At 36.3% G+C, this 18,076-nt stretch carries 17 protein-coding genes and 1 pseudogene; 3 read left to right on the top strand and 15 right to left on the bottom strand.

The window, feature by feature from the left end; genetic code table 11:
* Window positions 1-46: 46 nt before the first annotated feature.
* From MTQ00_RS12080 to folK, 3 genes and pseudogenes are all read right to left on the bottom strand, one after another.
* Window positions 47-1,495: an OmpA family protein gene (locus tag MTQ00_RS12080; RefSeq protein WP_172280292.1), complete on the bottom strand. Its 1,449-nt coding sequence runs from the start codon at window positions 1,493-1,495 to the stop codon at window positions 47-49.
* Between the two features lie 59 nt (window positions 1,496-1,554).
* Window positions 1,555-2,658, bottom strand: a pseudogene (locus MTQ00_RS12075) (OmpA family protein); the annotation flags it as partial.
* Window positions 2,655-3,095 (bottom strand): 2-amino-4-hydroxy-6-hydroxymethyldihydropteridine diphosphokinase, encoded by a 441-nt coding sequence (gene folK, locus MTQ00_RS12070; RefSeq protein ID WP_172280289.1) that lies wholly within the window; start codon window positions 3,093-3,095, stop codon window positions 2,655-2,657. The gene folK and the pseudogene MTQ00_RS12075, both read right to left, overlap by 4 nt.
* Before the next feature lie 12 nt (window positions 3,096-3,107).
* Here folK and sppA point away from each other — a divergent pair, with 12 nt between their 5' ends.
* Window positions 3,108-4,868 (top strand): signal peptide peptidase SppA, encoded by a 1,761-nt coding sequence (sppA, locus tag MTQ00_RS12065; RefSeq protein ID WP_273649302.1) that lies wholly within the window; start codon window positions 3,108-3,110, stop codon window positions 4,866-4,868.
* A 73-nt stretch (window positions 4,869-4,941) separates the two neighbouring features.
* On the opposite strand, the gene MTQ00_RS12060 is transcribed toward sppA, so the two are convergent.
* The 7 genes from MTQ00_RS12060 to rpmB form a co-directional block, all read right to left on the bottom strand.
* Window positions 4,942-5,196 carry a GlsB/YeaQ/YmgE family stress response membrane protein gene (locus tag MTQ00_RS12060; protein WP_089027653.1) on the bottom strand — a complete coding sequence of 85 codons (255 nt, stop codon included), beginning with the start codon at window positions 5,194-5,196 and terminating at the stop codon, window positions 4,942-4,944.
* Window positions 5,197-5,264: 68 nt separating this feature from the next.
* The gene (ftsY, locus tag MTQ00_RS12055; protein ID WP_172280285.1) at window positions 5,265-6,218 is read right to left on the bottom strand and encodes a signal recognition particle-docking protein FtsY; all 954 of its coding nucleotides are present in this window, start codon (window positions 6,216-6,218) and stop codon (window positions 5,265-5,267) included.
* A 10-nt stretch (window positions 6,219-6,228) separates the two neighbouring features.
* On the bottom strand, window positions 6,229-6,702 hold the full coding sequence (locus MTQ00_RS12050; RefSeq protein WP_273649299.1) for a RidA family protein: 474 nt from the start codon (window positions 6,700-6,702) through the stop codon (window positions 6,229-6,231).
* A gap of 109 nt (window positions 6,703-6,811) precedes the next feature.
* Window positions 6,812-7,756 (bottom strand): MBL fold metallo-hydrolase, encoded by a 945-nt coding sequence (locus MTQ00_RS12045; RefSeq protein WP_273649297.1) that lies wholly within the window; start codon window positions 7,754-7,756, stop codon window positions 6,812-6,814.
* Between the two features lie 104 nt (window positions 7,757-7,860).
* Window positions 7,861-8,013 carry a DUF4295 domain-containing protein gene (locus tag MTQ00_RS12040; RefSeq protein ID WP_002976755.1) on the bottom strand — a complete coding sequence of 51 codons (153 nt, stop codon included), beginning with the start codon at window positions 8,011-8,013 and terminating at the stop codon, window positions 7,861-7,863.
* A 20-nt stretch (window positions 8,014-8,033) separates the two neighbouring features.
* Window positions 8,034-8,216, bottom strand: a complete 183-nt coding sequence (gene rpmG, locus MTQ00_RS12035; RefSeq protein WP_034683820.1) for a 50S ribosomal protein L33 — start codon at window positions 8,214-8,216, stop codon at window positions 8,034-8,036.
* Window positions 8,217-8,223: 7 nt separating this feature from the next.
* A complete protein-coding gene (gene rpmB / locus MTQ00_RS12030) occupies window positions 8,224-8,463 on the bottom strand; it encodes a 50S ribosomal protein L28 (RefSeq protein ID WP_007841810.1) in 240 nt (79 codons plus the stop codon).
* 239 nt (window positions 8,464-8,702) lie between these two features.
* On the opposite strand from rpmB, the gene MTQ00_RS12025 reads away from it, so the two are divergent.
* The gene (locus tag MTQ00_RS12025) at window positions 8,703-10,415 is read left to right on the top strand and encodes a T9SS type A sorting domain-containing protein (RefSeq protein WP_273649287.1); all 1,713 of its coding nucleotides are present in this window, start codon (window positions 8,703-8,705) and stop codon (window positions 10,413-10,415) included.
* A gap of 149 nt (window positions 10,416-10,564) precedes the next feature.
* Here the strand turns inward: MTQ00_RS12025 and lnt are convergent, their stop codons facing one another.
* From lnt to MTQ00_RS12000, 5 genes are all read right to left on the bottom strand, one after another.
* A complete protein-coding gene (gene lnt, locus MTQ00_RS12020; protein ID WP_273649285.1) occupies window positions 10,565-12,199 on the bottom strand; it encodes an apolipoprotein N-acyltransferase in 1,635 nt (544 codons plus the stop codon).
* 125 nt (window positions 12,200-12,324) lie between these two features.
* Window positions 12,325-13,128: a pyrroline-5-carboxylate reductase gene (gene proC / locus MTQ00_RS12015; RefSeq protein ID WP_273649283.1), complete on the bottom strand. Its 804-nt coding sequence runs from the start codon at window positions 13,126-13,128 to the stop codon at window positions 12,325-12,327.
* A gap of 57 nt (window positions 13,129-13,185) precedes the next feature.
* Window positions 13,186-14,199 (bottom strand): UDP-N-acetylmuramate dehydrogenase, encoded by a 1,014-nt coding sequence (gene murB / locus MTQ00_RS12010; protein WP_273649281.1) that lies wholly within the window; start codon window positions 14,197-14,199, stop codon window positions 13,186-13,188.
* On the bottom strand, window positions 14,189-14,686 hold the full coding sequence (locus MTQ00_RS12005; RefSeq protein WP_273649279.1) for a hypothetical protein: 498 nt from the start codon (window positions 14,684-14,686) through the stop codon (window positions 14,189-14,191). The genes murB and MTQ00_RS12005 overlap by 11 nt, the downstream gene beginning before the upstream one ends.
* Window positions 14,687-14,694: 8 nt before the next feature.
* A complete protein-coding gene (locus tag MTQ00_RS12000; protein ID WP_172280270.1) occupies window positions 14,695-15,900 on the bottom strand; it encodes a pyridoxal phosphate-dependent aminotransferase in 1,206 nt (401 codons plus the stop codon).
* Window positions 15,901-16,192: 292 nt separating this feature from the next.
* Between MTQ00_RS12000 and MTQ00_RS11995 the strand changes: the two genes are divergently transcribed.
* A complete protein-coding gene (locus MTQ00_RS11995; protein ID WP_273649275.1) occupies window positions 16,193-17,980 on the top strand; it encodes a T9SS type A sorting domain-containing protein in 1,788 nt (595 codons plus the stop codon).
* The last annotated feature ends 96 nt before the right edge of the window (window positions 17,981-18,076 follow it).

The following is an 18,076-nucleotide window of genomic DNA, read 5'->3' as shown; positions in this document are numbered from 1 at the left end:
AAAAGTCACGCAATGCGTGACTTTTGTATAATGAATAAATAGTTTATTATTTAGCCTCGAAGTAAACTCTTCTGTTTGCTCTGTTTTTCCATTCAGGGCATTTAGTAGCTGGTTCACATTCAGGATATTTAAGGTCTTTTTCACCTTTACCGATAGCATTTAACTTACCTGTCTGAACACCATTTTTGATTAAGTAATTCTTAACGTTATTAGCTCTTCTTTCAGATAATTTTTTGTTGTAAGCATCAGTTCCTCTTGTATCTGTTGCTCCAATTACATTATAAGAACCAGTTGATTGATTGATATAAGTAACAGCATTGTTAAGGATTGGTGTATTTGAAGGTAAGATTCTGTCAGAATTTAAATCGAATTCAATTCCTTCAAGAGTTCTTTCTTCTTCTTTTACAGGTCCTGTAGTTGCTGTAGGACAACCGTTGTTTTCAACAGGTCCAGGAACAGTAACACACTTATCGTAAAGATCGATTACACCATCAAGGTCTGTGTCAAGGGCAACACCTGCACCGTCCACTCTTGCACCGGCAGGAGTATCAAGCTGTCTGTCCCAATCGTCACAAACTCCGTCATTATCAGCATCTCCTTTTTTACAAACTTCGATATCCTGGTTTTTGTTAGCCAAAACATCTAATTTATAATAGATTTCCTGTAATGGGTCATGCCACATTAAATGAGACTCGTGTTTTCCTAATTTTAAAGAAACCCCTAAAGTAGCATTGAAGAAATTATCAGACGTTCCTTCTTCTCTTTGGTTGATCGCACTGTATGGTGCACCTCCACCGTCGAAAGAATCATCACCTGTAACTACGTACATTACTCTACCTTCGATGTCTAAGCTTCTGTTTACTTTGAATTTAAGACCTGCTCCGGCTTGTCCAAACAGAGAGTTGAATTTAAAAGGTTTAACTTCTGTCATTAGCTTTTGCCCAGAAGGATCTTTTAAATAAGCTCTATATGCTAGAGTACCGATACCTGCATACCCGTGAAGCGCCCATCTGTAAGTTGAGTGATTATCAACTCTTCTTAATAAATTAGAGAAGTTAACATCCCCCAAGATTGAGATCGCATCGTATTGAGTTCTTGCACCAATTCTGTCTCTTACAGCCAAATCAGTAGGAGCTGAATTTTTTGTGTTGAAGAATCCTTGTCTGGTCTCTCCTCTGTCGTATTGTAAGTTAATACCAAAAGCATGAGTAATAGCTTTATCGATACTTACATATGCAGAATATCCGAAAAGATTTTTACCATTACCATTTTTGATAGATGTTAAATCCGCTGATTGCATTAATGGTACCCCGGCACCAAATGAAATCGCCCAGTCGTTGAATCTTTTAGACTTCTGTGTAAAAGGGGATACATTGGCAGAACCCGAAGAAAATGTATTAGGATATTCTCCTTTTGAAACTGCCGTTGAGTCTTGAGCAAAAGAAGCTGTTGGAACAGCTAATGCTAATGCTACAATTGCTAAACTTAATTTCATAGTGTATTTTTTTTATTTAGTTAATTAAATGATTTCTTTAGTCGTTGTGATTACTTTCCTGTCGGACAACCGTTGTTTTCAGCAGGTCCCGGAACTGTAACACATTTATCATACAAATCAATAACGCCATCAAGGTCCATGTCTAATGCAACACCAGCACCATCTACTCTTGCACCAGCAGGAGTATTAAGTTCTCTGTCCCAATCGTCACAAACTCCGTCGTTATCGTTGTCTCCTTTTTCACAAACTACAAGATCAGTTGTCGCTTTTTCTAGCTCTTCTGTTCTGTAATAAGCTTCCTGTAAAGGATCATGCCATGCCAGATGCGACATATGTTTTCCTAATTTAAAGGATACCCCTAAGTTTACGGTCCACATATTATCAGATCTTGATTTGTTGATCATGTTGTACTTGGATACTTTAGATGCAGGATCATAATCAGCAGGTCCGGCATTACCTCCACCGTCGAACTCGTCATCACCACTGATGATATACATTGTTCTGGCTTCAATATCGATAAGTTTTGAAACGTTATATTTCACCCCAAACCCGAATTGGTAGAAAATAGAGTTGATGTCTATATCCTGTTTGATAAATAAAGGAACTCTTCTTGGAGCATTACTCCATCTGAATTCGTTGTTGTCATGTAGGGAAGTGTTATATCCCATAACACCAATTCCCCCATATCCATGGAAAGCCCATCTGTATGGAGAATGATTATCAACTCTTCTTAATAGATTTGAGAAATTTACATCCCCCAATAAAGCTATCTGATCGTATCTTGTGTTGGCTACACCCACTCCAGCAGCTACACCGGCAGCACCGGCTAATTTAGCTTTTTGATTCGTTTCTCCTCTCTGGTAGATAAGGCTTACCCCAAAAACGTGAGAGATTTGTTTGTCCAAACTGATATATGCATTGTATCCCCAATTGATCTTTCCATCATAAAATGAAGTAAGATCGGCATGTGGCATAAATGCAGCACCTCCACCGATTGATATAGACCAATCGTTAAATCTTCTTGCCTTATTATCAAAAGGCTGAACATTAGCGGAACCCGAGGAGAATGTATTAGGGTACTTGTCCGACGAATTTACTGTAGTACTGTCCTGAGCATAAGTAGCAATAGGCAGCGCGGCCAATAATAATAAACCTAATTTCATACAATATGTTTTATGTTTTGTTTGATAACATCATTTAATAATACTCTGGAAAATTCCCTTTCATAAAGATGTTTGGTATGAGGGATTTCCAACCTTTCTGATATAAATTTTAACTCATCATACTTAACAATATCAATATCAATAATGCGGTCTTTATAACCTCCAGAGGATTTTGAATCGCTAGTTCTTCCCATTTCAAATTCAATACTTTTAACAAAATCAAGCAGTTGAATAGGCGAAAGATGTGTGCGTATTATTGTTGCAATATTACAAAAAATATTAGAACTAACAAACTCTACGGGGTCAGATGTTAAAAAAATGCTAATATTTAACATTTCAATTCCACCGGCTTTTAACATTTCAATAGCCTGTTCTATATTTTTTTTTCCATCCCCAAGGTTACTCCCTAGTAACAAAACTACCTTATGTTGCGACATATTAAAAAATGATTGATATATGAAAAGTTTTTTAAAAATGTTTTAGCAAATATAGTGGCAATTGTCATACTATGTGCTGTATTTTTCTTCTTTTTTATAGTCATGCTGGTATTTAGTTCTATGAGTAGTGATAAATCGGTAGTGGTAAAAAAGAACTCAGTTTTAACGATCAATTTAAAGACGATCATAATTGATAGCCCTACTGAAGAACAAACGGGTGTATTTAATATAGGAAATCAGAATAAAAGCATTTTAATATATGAAGCTTTAGAAGCCATTGAAAAAGCTAAAACGGATGACAATATTAAAGGAATCAGTATTGAGGCGGATGATCTAAATGCGGGAATTACGCAAATCGATGATTTAAGGAATGCGATACAGGATTTTAAGAAGAGTGGAAAATTTGTGTATGCTTATGGAAATGCGGCTTCACAGTCATCTTATTACCTGGGATCTGTAGCGGATAAATATTTTCTGAATCCTTCCGGTATGATCGAATTAAAAGGTTTGGCTACAGAAGTTACCTTTTTCAAAGATTTTGCTGATAAATACGGAATCGGAATTGAAGTGATCCGTCATGGAAAATTTAAATCTGCAGTAGAACCGTTTTTACGAAATGATATTTCTCCAGAAAATAAAGAGCAATTAAGTACTCTTCTTAACGATCTGTGGAAAAATACATCTTCGAAAATTGCAACATCAAGAAAAATTGATTCATTACAGTTTAAGACTATTGTTGATAGTTTGTATGGTATGATTCCTGAACAAAGTCTGAAGTATAAACTGGCAGATCAGCTTATTCAGAAAACGGAATATGATGAGCTTATTAAATCTAAGCTAAGCTTAAAAGAAAAAGATAAGCTGAACAAAATTTCATTAGGAAAGTATATCAACTCTTATTCTGATGATGAAAAATCAGGAGATAAAGTAGCGGTATTGTATGCTTCCGGTTCTATAAACAATGGAGATGGTTATAATGAAATTTACTCTGAAAAATACATTAAGTATATTAAGGATCTTCAGGAAAATGATAAAGTAAAAGCAGTTGTATTCAGGATCAATTCCCCGGGAGGAAGTGCTAATGCATCCGATGAGATCTTGTTTGAGCTTCAGCAGCTAAAAAAGAAAAAACCACTGATTGTTTCTTTTGGTGATTATGCTGCGTCAGGAGGGTATTATATTGCAATGGCTGCAGATAAAATTTATTCTGAACCTAATACCTTGACGGGATCTATCGGAGTTTTTGGAGTAATTCCTTATTTTAAGGATATTGCCAATAAGAATGGAATCCGATCAGATATTGTCGCTACAAATGCCAATTCTCAATATTATTCAGGTTTGAACGGTGTAACTCCATATGGTGTAAGTATGATTACAAAAAGTGTGGAAGGAACATATAAAAGATTTGTACACTTTGTAACCCAAAACAGAAAACAGACATTTGAGCAGATCGATAACATCGGTGGTGGAAGAGTATGGAGTGGTGTAAGAGCTAAACAAATCGGTTTGGTGGATGAATTGGGAACATTAAATGATGCCGTAAAATTTGCAGCGCAAAAAGCCGGATTGAAATCTTATAATGTAGCATCGTATCCTAAGAAGATGTCTCCTTTTGAACAAATATTTAAAGACCTGAATGAAGATGATATTTCTGCAAGAGTTATCAAAAGTAAAATAGGTAAAGCCAATTATGAAATTTTACAACAGATTACAGAAGAGAAACTAAGATCTGAGGTAAAAATGGAAATGCCTTATCAGATAAAGATCAACTAAATTATTATATTGTTTTAAAAAAAGACCGGCTTGAATTTCAAGTCGGTCTTTTAATTTTTGATAAAATATTTTTTTAGCTTTTCTTTGAGGCCATTCCAAAAATCCAAAGGACGATAAGTGAACCTCCCACTGCTAATAACATGCTTCTGAAGTCAAAGTTTTCAACTGTTCCCCAGCCGATTAAACTTCCAACAAATCCACCTACGAAAGCTCCAACGATTCCTAGTATAATGGTCATAAGCCAACCACCACCTTGTGTTCCAGGCATAATAAGTTTAGCTATTGCACCTGCGATAAGACCAAAAATGATCCAAGTTAAAATTCCCATAGTTTTAAATTTTAATTGTTAATATGTATGAAATGTGTTTTGCAAATTCAGGAAGAATATGATATAAATCATCTCTTCTTGAAGAATGAGTCAACAAATTCCGTACCATTAAACAATTGCAAATCCTGCATTTTCTCCCCAACCCCTATGTATTTCACTGGAATCTGAAATTGATCAGAAATGCCTATAACCACTCCTCCTTTGGCTGTTCCATCTAATTTTGTAACGGCTAAAGCGTTTACTTCTGTGGCTGCTGTAAACTGTTTTGCCTGCTCAAATGCGTTTTGACCGGTAGAACCGTCAAGAACTAAAAGAATCTCATGAGGAGCATCAGGAATTACCTTTTGCATTACTCTTTTGATCTTTGAAAGTTCGTTCATTAAGTTCACTTTATTGTGGAGTCTTCCTGCCGTATCAATGATCACAACATCGGCACCCTGGGCAACTGCACTTTGAACGGTATCAAAAGCTACGGAGGCAGGATCAGAACCCATTTCCTGCTTTACAATAGGTACGCCGACTCTTTCACTCCAAATGGTCAGCTGATCCACAGCTGCAGCTCTAAAAGTGTCTCCGGCTCCCAAAACTACCTTTTTGCCTTCCGACTTAAACTGATGGGCCAGTTTTCCGATAGTTGTTGTTTTTCCGACTCCGTTTACACCGACAACCATAATAACATACGGCTTTTTTGACGTATCAATATTTCCGGTTCCTGCATGCGGATTTTCGAGAAGTAAGTTTGATATTTCTTCACGAAGAATTTTATCGAGTTCACCTACATTCACATATTTGTCTCTGGCAACACGTTCTTCAATTCTCTGAATGATCTTGATCGTTGTGGATGCACCAACATCCGAAGCAATTAGTATTTCTTCGAGGTCATCTAATACTTCATCATCTACGGTGCTTTTACCGACTACGGCTTTTGTTATTTTTTCAAAGAAACCCTGGCTGGATTTTTCCAATCCTTTATCTAAAGTTTCCTTTTCTTCTTTTTTGAAAATATTTTTAAACCAACTCATAGTTCCGTTCTTATTTATTTTTTTTAATAACTGCAGTTGCTTCCACTTCGATAAGCACGTTATCTCTGAAGAGCTTGCTTACTTCCACAAGGCTGCTTACGGGAGGATTCTGAAGATGGATATACCGATCTCTGACTTTTCTGAAGTCTGGAGTCTTGGAAATATCTGTAATGAAAATTCCAAGCTTGATAATATCTTTCGTGGTTCCTCCATATTCTTTTAAAATGCTCTCGATATTTTTAAAGATTTGTTCCGTTTGCTTTTCTACGTTATCCATCCCGACTAAATTTCCTTTGGCATCCAGGGGAACCTGTCCTGATAAAAGGATCATTTTTGAGGATCCGCAATCTATGCTTACAGATTGGGAGAGTCCTTTTATCGGGAAAACATTTTCTGAATTTTTATATTCTATATTATTCATTGTGTTTTGACTGAATGAAAAAAGGAACATTGACGTAAAAACCAGAACAACAATCTTTTTCATATCCAATTGTATTAAATTATCTGGTGAGCAAAGATAACAAAAAAACTTCCTGAAAGCTCTTTTTTGGCTAAGCTTATTACAGCAGTTTTAAAACATCATATATATGAAATTATAATGTTACAATATCACCCATTCTTGCAATATTATATCCGTTTTTAATGACAGTCTTACTTTCGTTGCTCTCCGGATTTAATAGTTTATTGGTGTGATTGAAATGGATAAAATATACCCTTTTTTTATACTCCGGGCTTAAATTGTTAAACAATTGCATGCTTTCTTCAACCAGGGGATGAGGAATGGTTGAAATATCCCGGTTATTAAGCTCTGTGGCATTGTAAAATGTTGCATCAATAAAAGCATAATCCACCTTTTTTATGAAGTCCGTAATATTGTATTTCCATTTCCCCCATTTGTCAATATCAGGAATAAACAACGCTTTTTTTTCAAGACCTTCGATCAAAAAACCAACCGTTTCTGAAAACTCATCTCGGTGAGGGACCTGAATAGGGGTGATTTTTAGATTAGGGCTTAAAGTAACAGGATGCTCATTTTGCATTTCGTTAACCACAATATTTTTTTGAGTCACCAATTGCGACCATGGTCCGTTGTTATTTAAAAATCCTGCTAATTTGGGCATTGTATATACGGGAATATTTTGTGTGGATGCACCTTCTTTTCCCAAATACATTAAACCTGTATAATGTCCTATATGAGCATGCGTTATGAAGATTCCATCAATTATTTTTGGTGTTGTATGTTCTTGTTGCAGTAATTGTAACTGAGAAGAAATATCAGGACTGGCATCAAGAAGATAGTTTTTTTGGTATTGATGATCCATTACTCCCATGGATATGATCTTTCGTTTTAAATCAGGATTTTTCCAAAGGTCTTTACAGCATTCTTTGTTGCATCCTAATTGAGGAGAACCTGCGTCCTGAACATTTCCTAATACAATGAGCTGTATTCCTGTTTTACTTTTCTCTGCTGTTGGTGCTTTTCTACTATTGCAGCTAGCTATAAGTAGTAGGAATGCACATAAAATGAAATTTTTCATCAATATTTTTTTACTAAAATAAGTTGTTTTAACTTAAAATATGTAATAAGCAAAAAAACTACTCAAAATATGAGTAGTTTTTATATTGTAAATAAAGTAGGGGATTATTTTTTCAAATAACCATCAACTTCGTCTGCATTCATTACTTTTTCTTCGAAAACGTAAGCACCTGATTTAGATGACTTCACCATTTTCACAACTTTAGTCATTTTTTTTGACTGACCGCTTTGTAGGGTTGCTACTACTTTTTTTGCCATGGTAAATTATATTTTATAAATTACTTGATTTCTTTATGAAGAGTATATTTCTTAAGAACAGGATTATACTTTTTAAGCTCTAATCTTTCTGTAGTGTTCTTTTTATTTTTAGTAGAAATGTATCTAGACATTCCTGCCATACCGCTTTCTTTGTGCTCTGTACATTCAAGGATTACTTGAACTCTGTTTCCTTTTTTTGCCATGATTCAATTACTTTTTAATCAATCCGTTTCTTACAGCTCTTTCAAGAGCTTCTTCGATTCCAATCTTGTTAATCACTCTCAATCCATGAGCTGATACTTTCAGTGTTACGTGCTTATCTTGCTCCGGAAGGTAAAACTTCTTCTCCAATAAGTTAATTTCAAAACGACGCTTCGTTTTGTTATTAGCGTGAGAAACGTTGTTACCAACCATTGCACGCTTTCCTGTTATTTGGCAAATTCTTGACATATCTCGATGTTCTTATTTGTATAATATTTGAGGTTGCAAAATAACGAAGAATTTTTTAGATAGGCAAATCTTTTAGAAAATATTTACAAATAACATCTTGATTAATAATATTGAAGATTACCTTATATAACAGCTGATTCCTGACAGAGAGCGGGAACTGATATATTTCATGTAAAGATCATAACATTAGATAAATTTATCATATATCTTTGTTTTTAATTAATCTAAATAAAAATAACATGAAGAAGGTCTGTGTTTTACTATCTATGTTACTGGTCGGTATAATGGCACAAAATTTTTCTGAAGTACAAACGGATATGAAGAATTTTTATTATTCATCCTGTGATGTGGCGGATATTAATGGAGATGGTTTTCAGGATATAGTCGTTAATGGAGCAATAGACACAGATGGAGATAGTAGTGCGGATACTTCATTCAATGAAATATATAAGAATAACGGTACTACAATGACTTCCTATGCCAATCTGGGAGTAGATGTTACTCATCTGGGAGATATCAAATTTATTGATTATAATAATGACGGGCTTGCTGATATTATTTCTACCGGCTTAAGTTATATGGATATCGTTAATTACAAACATTACCGGTTCCGCAATACCGGTTCGGGATTTGTTAAGGAAGCTGAGCTTCCCGGTAAGGTATATGGTTCAATGGAAGTTTTCGATTTTAATCATGACGGGCTGCAGGATTATGCTATTAATGGAGCGCAATACATTAGCGGGACAGGTTTCGTTAATAAATTGGATTATTATCAGAATACAGGGAATGGATTTCTTTTGATTCCGGGTTGGATGGAAGGCACACAAAACAGCAGTTTTAAAATGGTGGATTTGAATAATGATCAGTTGCTGGATATGGTAATTTTGGGATATGATATCAATAGTAATCCGCTATTCAGGGTTTATCTCAATAATTCAGGGGTACTTACCCTGTCTCAGACGCTTTTACCTTTAGCAAACGGAAAGCTTGAATTTGCCGATTTTAATGCAGATGGTTATCAGGATATTGTGGTAGCTGCTCAGGATGAAAATTATGAAGGATATCTTGGTCTGCTGATGAATGATGGTGCCGGCCATTTTAATCTTCAGCAACTTAACATTCCGGAATTTTCAGAGCCATCCCTGGCAACAGGAGATCTGAATAATGACGGGTATTATGATTTTATACTGTCTGGAAATGATGAAAATAATAATGCCTTGGTTAAAGTGTTTTTGTTTAATCCTACCGGTCAAACATTTACTGAAAATATAACAACAGGTTTACATACTTTAGGAGGCCCTGGTTTTGTGCATTTACTTGACTATAACAATGATCATCATCTTGATGTTGTATTGTCCGGATTTGATTGGGCAGATCTGGGAATGCCCTCATTAACTAAGATCTTCAAAAATGTTTCTGCGGAAACAAACCTAAAACCTTCGCCTCCTGTAAACCTGAATCTTACCAGAAACGGTAACAAGTTTAATTTCTCATGGAGTGGAGCAGGTGATGATAAGACGCCTGTAAATGCTTTGCGGTACGAAATCAAAGTTGGAAAGACTCCCGGAGCTCATGATGTGGCCCGATATGTAATAACAACGTCCTCATGGTTCTTAGATCTTGATCCATCCATTCAGAATGTATACTGGAGCGTAAGATCAATAGATGCCTCAGGAGTATATTCAGATCCTTCTGCAGAAGGAACCTTGGGAACTCAGGATATTATTAAAGATGATGAGTTTTTAATATATCCCAATCCTGCTTCGGAAAAAGTATTTATTAAAGGAAAGCAAATTACTGATTTTGAAATGTATGCAGTAGACGGAAGAAAGTTGACTGTAAAAAAGAATGCGGATCAGTCTGTAAATCTGTCCGGTTTTCCGAAAGGGATTTATTTTCTGAAAGTAAAAATAAAAGATCAATGGACTGTTAAAAAACTTATCATTAAATAATTGAACGTTTTATTAACCGGGAAAAACCAGGTGTCCAGCTGGTTTTTCTCTTTATTGTTTGTATTTGTTTGTGTCGGATCTTCGATATACTCAATCGAAGAGACGTCTATCAGGGAAGCTCAAAAGCTTCCCTTTTAGTTAATTGAATTTTATTTTTTTTGAAGTCTACCTTGAACTCTTTTAATTAAAAAATAGAAAAGCAAGAAACCGAGTGCAAAAATCGAAATTCTTGATAAAAGGTCCCCTGTTCTTGTATAAAAAGTCTGTTGATCATACAGATTCACTTTCGCAAATAAAGTAGTTTTATCTCCGTAGAAAGTGTCGGCAACAATTTCTCCTCTTGCATCAATGTGTGCTGAAATTCCACTATTGGCTGCGCGGGCAATTTCTCTACGGGTTTCTATGGCTCTTAATTTGGCATAGGACAAAAGTTGCTTATGCCCTTCTGTAACACCCCACCAGGAGTCGTTGGTCATAATGGCTAAAAAGTTAGCTCCTTTTCTCACGTAATCCGTAACAAATTCTCCGTAGATACTTTCATAACAAATAATAGGAGCCAGTTTTCCTTTATTGTAAGGGTTTGAAAAGGCTACCCTTTCTTTGTCTGTACCCAATGATGCTACGGTTCCTCCAAGGTTGAGCATGGCATCTCCCAAAATAGGCTTTAAAACATTCATGTAGGGGAATATTTCCACACCGGGAACTAATTTGCCTTTGTGATAGACTTCAACTTTTTGATTGGGAATGACCTGAATGGCTGAATTGTAGCTGGAAACCCAAAGTCCCTGATTGATCTGATAAGCTTCCTTAGGAAGATTGTTCTGATTCAGGTAAAAACGGTGCGAAGAAATTCCGGTAGCAAAAACAGAACCTTGATGTTTGGAGAGAAAGTCTTTTATATTATTCAGAAGTACGCTTTTTTCAAAAGCAGTTTCCGAAATAGATCCTCTTCCCGGAAGTGCTGTTTCCGGAGCAATATAATAATCAATCTTACCTTTGGAGTTTCTCTCCGCAAGACCAAGAAGGTCATTTTCTATTGTCAGGCTGTCCGTCGAATACTTTTCTGCGTATGGATCAAGATCAGGTTGGAGTAATAAAATATTTACCTGGCCTGTCGGTTTTTCATCAAAATTATTATACTTAATTATTGAAATAATCATTGGAATGACGATTATAGCTACGGCAATCGATGTATTTTTGATAAGATCTTTTCTTTTCCGCCCTGCTTCCCAGGTTCTTATGGTATAAAAAATAAAAAGGTTGACGATCAGGATCCAGAAGCTGCCTCCTGTAGCTCCCAGGGTATCATACCACTGGATTAATTTCGGATAATCGGAGAATGCATTGCCGAGATTAAGCCATGGCCATGTAAGTTCCCAGCTCATATGAAATTTCTCAAATCCCATCCAGATAGCCATAAGAAATGCAAATCCCCAATAAGTTCCCTGTGCGTTTTTATACCAATGGTAACATTGGAACATCAGGGAGTATAAAAATGAATTGACGAGAACAGGAAATACGACGGCCATTAATGAATGACTGCCATCCGGGTTTCTTGAACCGTACAGCCATCCTGTTGTCACAATATTCCAGATCACAAAAAATAGGTAGGAAAGTCCGAAAACTACCCAGCTTTTTCTCTTAAAGCTTGAAAATTTAGAAACGCCATGTTCCATCATAAGGAGAGGAACAAGAGCAAAGAAAATAAAGAACGGAATCCCGTAAGTTGGCCATGATATGGACAGCAGCATCGCTGAAATGAGCGTAAGTAGAACGTATTTCATTACATTAGATTAACATACAAATTTAATGTTTTTGAAATGAATAAATCTGCAATTGAGGGTAAAGAAATTGCAGAGGCTTATTATTATACCTCGAACACTATTTTTACGTATCTGATGCTGTTGATTTAGCCGTTTAGTTCTTTAGCACGATTTTCTGCATTTAGAATCCCTTTCCCGATAGCTTCCTTTAATCCTTTTTCTTCAAAAGTCTTTAGAGCTGCTTCGGTAGTACCTCCTTTCGAGGCAACATCTTTTATTAATTCTTCAAGGCTTTTTTCGGAGTTATTCATCAGATGGTAGGCGCCCAACATGGTTTGCTTAACGAAAAGTTTAGAGAGGTTTTCATCAATTCCCATTTCTACACCGGCCTTAATCATTGCATCAACAATGTAATAAAAATAAGCAGGACCACTTCCGGACAAAGCGGTTACACCGTCCAATAGTTCTTCGTCTTCCAAATAAACCGATCTTCCTGTGCTGTTGAGAAGCCTTTCAATAATAATAAGCTGGCTGAAAGAAATACCTTCCGCGGAGGTATATCCCGTAATGCCCATTCCTAAAAGAGTGGGGGAGTTAGGCATCGCTCTTACTACCATGCGATGGTTTAATAATTTCTGAATCTTCTGTATTTTAATTCCGGCCATAATGGATAAAATCATCTGATTTTCCTTAAGAGTAAACTGAATCTTATCCACCACATTCTGAAAGTCCTGTGGCTTTACAGCCATAATAATAAGATCAGCATCCAGCTCCCTAACTTCATCGAACGTAGAAATTTTTGAATGGGGAAATTCTTCCGATATTTTGGCAAATTTAGATTCGTTTCTTGTAATCAGATGCAGATCTGCAGGTTTTATTAACTCATATTTCAGGAAAGATTTTGAAAATGATAACCCCATATTTCCTGCTCCTAGAATGGCTATTTTCATATTGTGCTTTTTTAATTCTAAACGAAAATATTATTTTTTGTAATTAGTTTTTCTATTTTATATGATATTTACTTCTCTCTCCAGCTCTATTCCAAACTTTTCCTTTACAGAGTTAATGATTAATGTGGAGAAATCATAAATTTCTTTTCCTGTAGCATTTCCTGTAGCGTTAATGATAACAAGCGATTGTAATCGGTGTGAAGCTACGTTTCCTATTTGCTTACCTTTCCATCCGCATTGCTCAATCAGCCATCCTGCGGGAACTTTTACCTGATCTCCATTAGGGTATCCCTGAATATTTTCGAATTTTAGTTTAAGGTATTCAAACTGGGATTTCGGAATTGTCGGATTTTTAAAAAAACTGCCTGCATTTCCGATCAGTTTAGGATCTGGAAGTTTGCTTTGTCTGATATTGATCACAGCATTGGAAACATCCTGTATGGTAGGATTTTTAATGTTTAATTTCTCCATTTCTCCTGTAATCGCACCATATTCAGTTTTGATGATATGATTTTTCGTTGTCAGCCTGAACGTTACGTCCAGAATCACATACTTTCCTTTTCCTTCTTGTTTGAAAATAGAATCCCTATAGCCGAACCTGCATTGTTCCAGATCAAATATCTCAACTGCAAGGGTTTCCAGGTTCAGGACAGAGCATTGAACGAAGATGTCTTTTATTTCAGTTCCGTAAGCGCCGATATTCTGCATGGGAGAGGTACCCACATTTCCCGGGATTAAAGATAGATTTTCCAGTCCGCCATAATTATTATTCAGACAGTACATGACAAACCCATGCCAGTTTTCACCAGCATTTGCTGTTACCAGGATATTGTTTTCGTCCTGATTTTTTTCAGTTATTCCTTTCAGATTGAGAAGAATGACAATACCATCGAAATCTTTTGTAAGTAAAACGTTACTTCCGCCGCCCAAAAATAAGAGCGGTAAAGAGTGAGATCTGGAGAATAGGATTGCTTCTTTCAGCTCATCAATGGTTGTTACTTCTGTAAAATATTTTGCTTTCGCTTCAACGCCAAAGGTATTGTAGGGTTTTAGGGAAAAATTATCGTGCATAGGCTTGTTGGTATTCTTTAGGAAGAATCTCTTCTATTCTGTTTTTAAGAGTTTGCAGTTGGGAATAATGAATCGTGTCCTGATAAGCATTCACGTAGACATGTGCCTTTTTCGGTGTCCTGATCTGAAAAGTTTCGTCAACTCCATCTACCGATTGGGCGCTGGGAGAGCTTTTAATGCTGTTCAGGGTTCGTATGTCAAGACTTGAAACCAGATGCTTCCATTTGTTAGCATGCATTGAAGAGCTCCAGTACTGGTGTGTCTTTTTTGCTGTGGTGCCTTTTTCTAGGGAAATGGAATCTTTAGTAACTTTTATAATCCTGTAGTCTCCAAGAATGCCACCAATATTTGAAACGCTTATGAAAGTGATTTCATTAGGATTTTGTGGAACAGGAGCTTTTTTCTCCTTTTGGGAGCATGACAAAAATGTCAGCAATAAAAACATTGAAAATAATATTCTCAAAACTAAATTTCTTACTGCTGACATTGTGTTATTTATAGATTGAACTCTAATTTATATTGTTTTAGTGCTTCTTTTAGAATTTCAACACTTCTTCTTAAATCCTGCTCTTTTAGTACATAAGCAATTCTTACTTGTTTTTTACCCAGTTCAGGATCGCTATAGAAACCACCTGCCGGTGCTACCATGATTGTTTCTTTATTAAGCGAAAACTTTTCCAGCAACCATTGAGCGAATTTCTCAGTGTCATCTACAGGAAGTTGTGCCACACAATAGAAGGCTCCTTTCGGTTTAGGACAGATTACTCCGGGAATAGCATTTAACAGATCCACCAAAACGTTTCTTCTGTGGGTATATTCCTCTCTTACCGCGCGGATATATGCTCCGTCATTGTGGTGTGCAGCTGTAGCTGCAATTTGTCCTAAAAGAACAGGACTTAATCTGGCCTGTGCAAATAGCATTGCTGCATCGTGTATTTTTTTTGAACGCGTAATCATACAGCCGATTCTTACACCACACATGGAATATCTCTTTGATTCTGAGTCTATAATGATGCAGTTTTCACTTAATTCCGGAAAAGAAAGCATAGATACCTGCTGTTTCCCATCATATACATATTCCCTGTATACTTCATCGGAAATTACAACGATATCATATTTTAAAGCAATTTCTGCCAGCTTCTGGAGCTCCTCACGGGTATAAAGGTATCCGGTTGGGTTTCCGGGATTGCAGATAACGATAGCTCTTGTTTTTTCAGTGATCTTTTTCTCGAATTCTTCAATTGGAGGTAAAGCAAAGCCTGTTTCTATAGTCGATGGAACAGCTACAACGTTGACATTGAATGTGCTTGCAAATCCATTGTAATTGGCGTAGTAAGGCTCAGGGATAATAACTTCGTCTCCATCGTCACATAATGTGGAAATGGCAAAATTTAATGCTTCAGAACCTCCGTTGGTTACAATGAAATTATCAGGAGTAAGATCCGCAAACCCCAAAGAATGATAATAGTCTGTAAGTGCTTTTCTATATTCCAGGTTTCCTTCAGAAAGAGCATATTCCAATACTTTTAAATCAATATTTTTTAAAGCATTTAAAGCCGTTTCCGGAGTTTCAATATCCGGTTGTCCGATATTAAGGTGATATACTTTAATTCCTTTCTGCTTTGCTTGAAGAGAAAAAGGAACCAGCTTTCTTACCGGCGATGGCGGCATATGTTGTGCTCTGTTTGATATATTCGGCATTGTTTGAAAAATTTGTATGGCAAAAATAACACTTAATTTTTCAATATTAAAATTATAAGGAACACTATATAATTATATTTCATGCTTTAAATTGTTCTTTGAGGTTGAAATCTGTAATCCCTTGATTGTCTTTTCAATATTTATTTAATTTTTAGTATTGATGATTGTTTTTAATTTTTATTTTAATTATTGTTGATTATGTGTATTATAATATTAAATTATTATATATTGTTTAAATAAAGTTGTTTTGTGTTGATTTTTTTATAAATTTACTGAGCTAATGTTAAATACTATGAAAATAAATCTACTTTTTGGAGCATTAAGTACGTGTGCTCTGTTTTTCGGGTCAGATGCGATGGCTCAAAACTTTCAAACAATGCCTGTACAATCAGGATATACTGCAGATGTTATTGCGAATGGGATAGGTTCATCCATGACGTCTACAACAATGGATGTAGATGGGGTTTCCTTTGCATTTGTGGCAAGGGACTTCCAGCTTACTTCGTCAAGTACCCCTATTAATTATGGAATTCCTGTAAATGGAATTATCAATTCAGTAGTGGGAAGTACACCGGGCCTCAGCTATCAGTTGGGAGATCTAAGTGGAAATAACTCTTTAAGGCTTGCAACCATAGGCCAGTCCGGAACTTTGGTTTTTGGGACTCCCAAGGCGGCTTTTAAACTGTACATGCTTTCAACAAGTGGTAGTGGAACATCTACCGTAAGTGCTACGGTAACTTTTACAGATAATACTACTCAGGTATTTTCAGGCCTTGCCCTTTCGGATTGGTATGGGGGATCGAATTATGCCATCCAGGGAATCGGAAGGATTAACAGGACAAATAACGTATTGGAATCCAGTACGACAAATCCCAGATTATATCAATCTGTACTTACCATTGATGCGGCTAATGTTACGAAACCGATACAAAGCATAACCATTGCGAAAAGTGCCGGGTCAGGAATTTCGAATATTTTTGCGTTTTCAGCGGATGCTTTCACAGATTGTTCGGCTCCGACGCTTCAGCCTGTAGGAACACTTACTTCAAATTCAGCGCAGGTTTCGTGGACAATTCCTCCGACAACAACAGCAGCAAGCTATGATGTGTATTACAGTACAACAAACACGCCTCCTACAAGTGCTACAACTCCGAATATTACGGGAGTTACCGGAACATCAACCACTATTGGAAGTTTGTCTTCATCAACAACCTATTATTATTGGGTGAGAACGAATTGTACTACGGCAACAAGCCAGAGCGGATGGTCAATTGGTGGTACTTTTACAACCTTATGCGGAGCAATGATACCTCCGTATACAAACACTTTTGATTCTATACCTGGAAATTGCTGGGCAAATAATCTTTCCGGAGGTACCCCTACAACAGGCCCTACGGGATCTACAACATATTGGGTGCAGGATGGATTTTTAAATGTAGGGACCACAGGTTCCATAAGAATCAATCTTTACACGACAAATAGCACAGGATGGCTAAAAACAGTACCATTTGATCTTTCAGCAGGTGGTTACAAAGTAAAATTTGATTACGGAGCAACAACCTATTCAGGAACTGCTTCTTCTCCAATGGGTTCTGATGATATAATACATTTTATGGTCTCCAATGATGGTGGAAGTACTTGGAATATATTGAAGACTTGGGATGTAAACAGCCCGGCTACTAATGTATCGACTAATTATTCTTATGATCTGGTAAGTAACACCAGTGCAAATACAGTCTTTGCCTTTTATGGAACGGACGGAACAGTAGATGATGCTCCGGATTATAATTTCTTTGTTGACAACTTTACGGTGGAATCTGCGCAACTAAGCACTTCTGAAGTGAATGCAAACAAAAAGATGGTGAATGTTCATCCGAATCCTTTCAAAGATGTATTGTATATTTCAGATACCAAAGATGTTAAAGCTGTTACGGTTACGGATGTGGCAGGAAGGTTGGTGAAAACAATTGAAAATCCGACGAAAGAAATCAATTTAAGTACATTGAATTCAGGATTGTATTTTGTGAATATTCAATTTAAAGACGGTTCAAAAACAACAGTAAAGGCTATCAAACAATAGATCCTTAATGTAGATTATAAAGAAAGGCAGTTATGAGAATGACTGCCTTTTTTATTTTATATATAATGATATGAAGTTGTCTTTTAATTTTGTTAT

It is taken from the genome of Chryseobacterium sp. B21-037 (assembly GCF_028570785.1).
GTDB classification, from domain to species: Bacteria; Bacteroidota; Bacteroidia; order Flavobacteriales; family Weeksellaceae; genus Chryseobacterium; species Chryseobacterium proteolyticum.
Note: the sequence above shows the minus strand (reverse complement) of the source record. Positions and strands in the feature narration are given on the sequence as shown.

Coding starts and splice junctions, on each gene's coding strand:
- MTQ00_RS12045 (WP_273649297.1), bottom strand. CDS start 7,756: ATGAAAAATTTCATTTTATGTGCATTCCTACTACTTATAGCTAGCTGC.
- MTQ00_RS12050 (WP_273649299.1), bottom strand. CDS start 6,702: ATGAAAAAGATTGTTGTTCTGGTTTTTACGTCAATGTTCCTTTTTTCA.
- proC (WP_273649283.1), bottom strand. CDS start 13,128: ATGAAAATAGCCATTCTAGGAGCAGGAAATATGGGGTTATCATTTTCA.
- rpmG (WP_034683820.1), bottom strand. CDS start 8,216: ATGGCAAAAAAAGGAAACAGAGTTCAAGTAATCCTTGAATGTACAGAG.
- MTQ00_RS12080 (WP_172280292.1), bottom strand. CDS start 1,495: ATGAAATTAAGTTTAGCAATTGTAGCATTAGCATTAGCTGTTCCAACA.
- folK (WP_172280289.1), bottom strand. CDS start 3,095: ATGTCGCAACATAAGGTAGTTTTGTTACTAGGGAGTAACCTTGGGGAT.
- MTQ00_RS12060 (WP_089027653.1), bottom strand. CDS start 5,196: ATGGGAATTTTAACTTGGATCATTTTTGGTCTTATCGCAGGTGCAATA.
- lnt (WP_273649285.1), bottom strand. CDS start 12,199: ATGAAATACGTTCTACTTACGCTCATTTCAGCGATGCTGCTGTCCATA.
- murB (WP_273649281.1), bottom strand. CDS start 14,199: ATGCACGATAATTTTTCCCTAAAACCCTACAATACCTTTGGCGTTGAA.
- ftsY (WP_172280285.1), bottom strand. CDS start 6,218: ATGAGTTGGTTTAAAAATATTTTCAAAAAAGAAGAAAAGGAAACTTTA.
- rpmB (WP_007841810.1), bottom strand. CDS start 8,463: ATGTCAAGAATTTGCCAAATAACAGGAAAGCGTGCAATGGTTGGTAAC.
- MTQ00_RS12040 (WP_002976755.1), bottom strand. CDS start 8,013: ATGGCAAAAAAAGTAGTAGCAACCCTACAAAGCGGTCAGTCAAAAAAA.
- MTQ00_RS12005 (WP_273649279.1), bottom strand. CDS start 14,686: ATGTCAGCAGTAAGAAATTTAGTTTTGAGAATATTATTTTCAATGTTT.
- MTQ00_RS12025 (WP_273649287.1), top strand. CDS start 8,703: ATGAAGAAGGTCTGTGTTTTACTATCTATGTTACTGGTCGGTATAATG.
- MTQ00_RS11995 (WP_273649275.1), top strand. CDS start 16,193: ATGAAAATAAATCTACTTTTTGGAGCATTAAGTACGTGTGCTCTGTTT.
- MTQ00_RS12000 (WP_172280270.1), bottom strand. CDS start 15,900: ATGCCGAATATATCAAACAGAGCACAACATATGCCGCCATCGCCGGTA.